At 35.3% G+C, this 4,445-nt stretch carries 4 protein-coding genes; 3 read left to right on the plus strand and 1 reads right to left on the minus strand.

Annotation, left to right across the window (positions count from 1 at the left end; genetic code table 11):
* From ACYIAQ_RS08695 to ACYIAQ_RS08705, 3 genes are all read left to right on the plus strand, one after another.
* Positions 1 to 180: hypothetical protein (locus ACYIAQ_RS08695; RefSeq protein WP_483564048.1), on the plus strand; the 180-nt coding region annotated here is incomplete at its 5' end.
* A 746-nt stretch (positions 181 to 926) separates the two neighbouring features.
* Entirely contained in the window at positions 927 to 1,193 is a 267-nt protein-coding gene (locus tag ACYIAQ_RS08700) for a hypothetical protein (RefSeq protein WP_483563445.1), read from the plus strand.
* A gap of 28 nt (positions 1,194 to 1,221) precedes the next feature.
* Complete coding sequence (locus tag ACYIAQ_RS08705) at positions 1,222 to 1,515, plus strand: bacteriocin immunity family protein (RefSeq protein ID WP_483563446.1); 294 nt, start codon at positions 1,222 to 1,224, stop codon at positions 1,513 to 1,515.
* 935 nt (positions 1,516 to 2,450) lie between these two features.
* Here ACYIAQ_RS08705 and ACYIAQ_RS08710 read toward each other — a convergent pair.
* On the minus strand, positions 2,451 to 4,265 hold the full coding sequence (locus tag ACYIAQ_RS08710; protein ID WP_483563447.1) for a plasmid recombination protein: 1,815 nt from the start codon (positions 4,263 to 4,265) through the stop codon (positions 2,451 to 2,453).
* Between the last annotated feature and the right edge of the window lie 180 nt (positions 4,266 to 4,445).

Raw genomic sequence — 4,445 nt, forward strand, 5'->3', positions numbered from 1 at the left:
AAAAAGAAGCGTTTTCGATGTAGTGACAATTGCTTCGCAAAAGTCACTACATCAAACGCCCTTACGCAGGGGGCGAAGCAGAAAAAGCTGGCGCAATTTCTGCTTAATTCAATTTTGGCAAAACTGCGTAATGCACAAAATTTCATGACGAAAAAAACAAGCAAAAGTCGTGAAGACTAATGCTTGTTTTTTCGTCTGGTCGTGTCCTTGAGGACACGATTTTCTTTTTCAAAAAGAAACAAAAAAAGCAGTCTATTGCGACTGCCCCTGTACCTTACGATTGATTAGGTCGTATGCACGTTTTTTTACGCTGAAATAACGTATAAAACTCTCGTACATTCATTATAACACGCAAATAATTATTAAGATATATTCTAAGAATGGGATTATTTGATAAAATGAATATGCACGTTTTTTGGCGCGCAATCCTGAAAGATTGATTATCTTTCGTGAAAGGAGGCGAGCTTAATGCTGGAAAACGTGATTAAAACTCTCGTAATATACTTTTTTCTTAAACAGATAACTAAGCTGTTGAATGCACTTCATTGTGTTTTAAATGATTTAGTAAAATTATTTAAGTAGAGTATGCCAAGCAGCCTAGATTTTTCTGGGCTGTTTTGGTAAAAAAAGAAATTGGTCTAATTGTGAAATTGAAAAAATTAGAAAACAAAAAGCCCACTAATTCGGGCTTTTTTTATGCTATACGGTTTTAATTTCACAAAATTATTTTTAAAATTAATTTCTGTTTTAGTCCTGCGGGCTGTTTGTTCTTACTTCCGATAATGCACATTATGTTAAGTTGCCACTGGTATAGGGGATTTAAATATTGTTAATCAAGTATATTAAATAATAATGAAATTTATGCTGGAAAATTAATCAAAATTATATATAATAGCCATATAGTGAATTGATAGGAGGATATTGAAATGAAAAAGAGAAAATTATTTACTTTATTATCAAGCACTTTACTTACAACAGAATTATTAGTAGCTACAGCACCTCAGATTGTTTCAGCTGATACTATCAATAATGGAGAAGCGTCAAATAGCACAAAGAATACAGAAACAACTATAAATAATAATGATGATTATAATCCTTTGTTACGTTCAACATATCACACTTTAGGACCTGAATATTACGGTAATAAGAAAAAAGTTAAGTGGTATGCAAGATGGCTATGGTTTTGGACATAGATAGAACATAAATAATTGAGGTGTTAAGATGAAAGTATCGAAGTCAGAAAATATTTTATTAGCAGAAATAAATACTTGCCTTCAGGGATCTATTTCTGCAAAAGAGCGAGAAATAATGTGTACAGCTAAGCGTCGTTTAGAAAAAAAAGAATATTTTCCTGCTATAACCGATTCACTTCAGTCTAGATTAACTCCGTTGGCTATTCGTCAAGAACTCTCTGATGAAGGACGAAAAATTTATAAAGAGCTACTTAATCCTAGTTTTGCAAATCATGGTTTTGGGCATGGTTTAATTTCGATTTTTGGTGTATTACATAAATAATCTTATGGATATTTTTGGAATGTGTAAAAGTTAGATACTTTTTTATTGCACAATTGTTTGATGTTATCTTAACTATTGGAATAAATCATCAAAGAGCTAGTTGCTATTTCTGTTAGCAACTAGCTCTTTGATGATTTAAATTTTAGAAATAAATGTTTTTATTTCTATTTTTTATGCTATGATTACATTGTTAATTAAATAAAAAAGCCTAGGTTGCTTGTACTTAAAGCAATCTAGGCAAAGAAAAAAGCTAATTCACATTCAATTTGAGCGGTCGAATAAATTAGCTTTAGTCCTCAAATTCATAATTAAGTATAACAAACTTAAATAAGAATTCAAGAGATTAAAGCTAAAAACCTCCGAACTAAAGTGAAAAGATTAGTTCGGAGGTTTTTCCGTTATCAAGACAGCACATGAATAGCCAACAGGACAAAGTTGTAAAAAGGGACAGGTTTAATAGAGCCATCTCAAGTAATAAATCTATTTCCGAAAGTCAGTAACGAAGACAGTGGGGCAAGTGGCGGTGACGACCAGCAGTTTAGCGAACGAGGTCAGGGCGGTAAGAAACGACTACTACAGATTTAGAATTACTCATATGTAAGGAGAATTTGTAGCAGTGGATCATACGGCAGTAGTGAGCAGAACATAGCAAGAAAAGCTATTGACTGGGGTTAGTAAATGGCGTTGCCCAGAACAAGATACATTTATCAAGTGAGAAAAAACAACGGCAAGACCTACTGTGCAGGGCGTTTAAGCTTAAATGTATGCTGATCATTTTGATCAGATTTGATAACCAACAATCGTAAAAGCAGTTAGTTAGGTAATTTCTCCTTTTGCAAGGGGAAATTACCTAACTAACCGCTTTGCGGTTATGTTAGTTTCCTTTATGGGGCCATACTGCCCTAAAGTAGATCAAAGATAGAACTGGAGCAGGTTTAACGATCTAAACCTCTGTCATGTGTCTGAGATAGATATATTTGGCGTAATTCCTCTTGTGAGGGCATTGAAGCGTGATGTTTAAGGGTTTGGAAATCAGCTTGAGTCCAATATTGTTTGAAGAGTTCTAAATCTGGTTCTTGTTGTTGGTGGAAATGTTGTCCAATACGTTCTACAACTTTAGACCAAGTATTTTTGAGTAATGGTTTGCACTCACCAATTGCAGTAACTAAAGTTTGCCCAAATTGTTTGAGGTGCTTAATTTGGTGCTTTTGGTGTTTGATAGCAGTGGCTTGCATATGGAGGACTTGGTCTTTTTGTGCTAATTGCTGTTTTTGTGTTTGATTTTGTTGTTTTTGGTCTTGGAGTTCTGTAGTTAGAGTGGCGATTTTTTCTTGATAGGGTATTTTGACGCTACCTAACTGTTCTTGTAATTGCTTGATTTGATACTGGTAAGTTAAGTTATCGCTTTGTAACTTGTTAAGTTCCATAACTAGTTCGACAGCATAGTTATCTTGCTCGGTAATTTTTTTATTTAAGCTTTTAATTTCTTTTTGATAAGGCTCACCAGCTTTAACATGGACTCTTTGTTTTTCTTCATGGCGTCCTTTTTTTATGCCGATGTTATAGCCTTCAAGTGATTTTTTATCAGCAATGGTTTCGTTTTCCAGTGTTAATTTTTGAATTTGTAATTGTAATTGTGTGTTGGAGGCTGTTAGTTTTTGATTTTGTTGAATTACTTGAACTAAGTTTTGGGATAGCCTAGCTTGTTTGATTAATTTAGCGATTCGGGCTTGGGCACTAACTTTATCAACGAGACCAAAAGTTTTAGTTGGTAAATAATAATCAACGTCAGTGTGCTTATTAACGTCTGAGAGCCGTTTTAGTGTACTTAAGTATGTTTCCTCGTTTTTGACTTTTAAATGGCTCTCACGGCTTAAAACAGCCATTTTTTCTTGCTTATGCTTGATTTGTTGGTCTAATTCTTGGTTAACGATCTTTTGATCAGTTAATTCAACTGCTAATTCAGCATTTTTACTTTTTTGTTGTAGAGCTAAGGCTTGAGCTTGATCGACAGCACGCATAGCCTGCTTGTATTCGTGGACGTTTTTTAATTGATTGGTTAAGCCTTGTTCACGTTCAATGCCAAATTTACGTGCTAGTTCGGTTAGACAATCGGCTTGTTGATGTTGAAATTCACGAAAAAGCGCCCGACTGTCCTTGGGATCAGGTTTAAACCCCTCTTCAATTAAAGCTTTATCAAAACTCGGCTTAACGGTTACTCCTCGCTGTGCATTCTTAAAATGTGCTACAGGGACAACATTAAGGTGTAGGTGGGGTGAGCCCGGCTCGTCCATGTGAATGACCGCATTGTAAACCTGTAAATTGGGGTTATTCTGTTCAAAATCATGTTCAAATTCGGTCAAAATCTTTTTGGCAGTTTGCCAATTTTTAGATGTAGTACGATCTTGCTTTAAATAATCATTCTGGTTGCCAACTTGAACAATAAATTCACGTTGGGTCGCTTGATTTTTACTATTTTTGATTTTGCGATAATAATCGGTGATCCGGCGATCTTTACGTTTCTGTTTGGCATTGTATTGTTCAACGGCTTTGCCAAATTGCTCTTGATAAACTTTTTTAATGTCACGATGAACTAGCACCTCGTTTAGGGACGTATATTCTGGCAAAATGTGACGGTGTCCTGCTTTATCGTAATCGAAGTGATCGGGATCAAGGGAGCGGTTATTGTGTCTAATTGAAGTTTCGGTGGCGTTGCCTTTTGCAAACGAAACAGTCATTTTTTGGTTCATAATTTAGCGACCTCCAGCTGACCCTATTCTACTAATTTTTTGCTTCTTTTGCTAAAAAGAAGCGTTTTCGATGTAGTGACAATTGCTTCGCAAAAGTCACTACATCAAACGCCCTTACGCAGGGGGCGAAGCAGAAAAAGCTGGCGCAATTTCTGCTTAATTCAATTTTGGCAAAACTGC

It is taken from the genome of Lactobacillus sp. X-49, from assembly GCF_057063645.1.

What these genes read in the sequence shown, in the direction of transcription:
- ACYIAQ_RS08705 (WP_483563446.1), top strand. Translation starts at nt 1,222, where the DNA reads ATGAAAGTATCGAAGTCAGAAAATATTTTATTAGCAGAAATAAATACT.
- ACYIAQ_RS08710 (WP_483563447.1), bottom strand. Translation starts at nt 4,265, where the DNA reads ATGAACCAAAAAATGACTGTTTCGTTTGCAAAAGGCAACGCCACCGAA.
- ACYIAQ_RS08700 (WP_483563445.1), top strand. Translation starts at nt 927, where the DNA reads ATGAAAAAGAGAAAATTATTTACTTTATTATCAAGCACTTTACTTACA.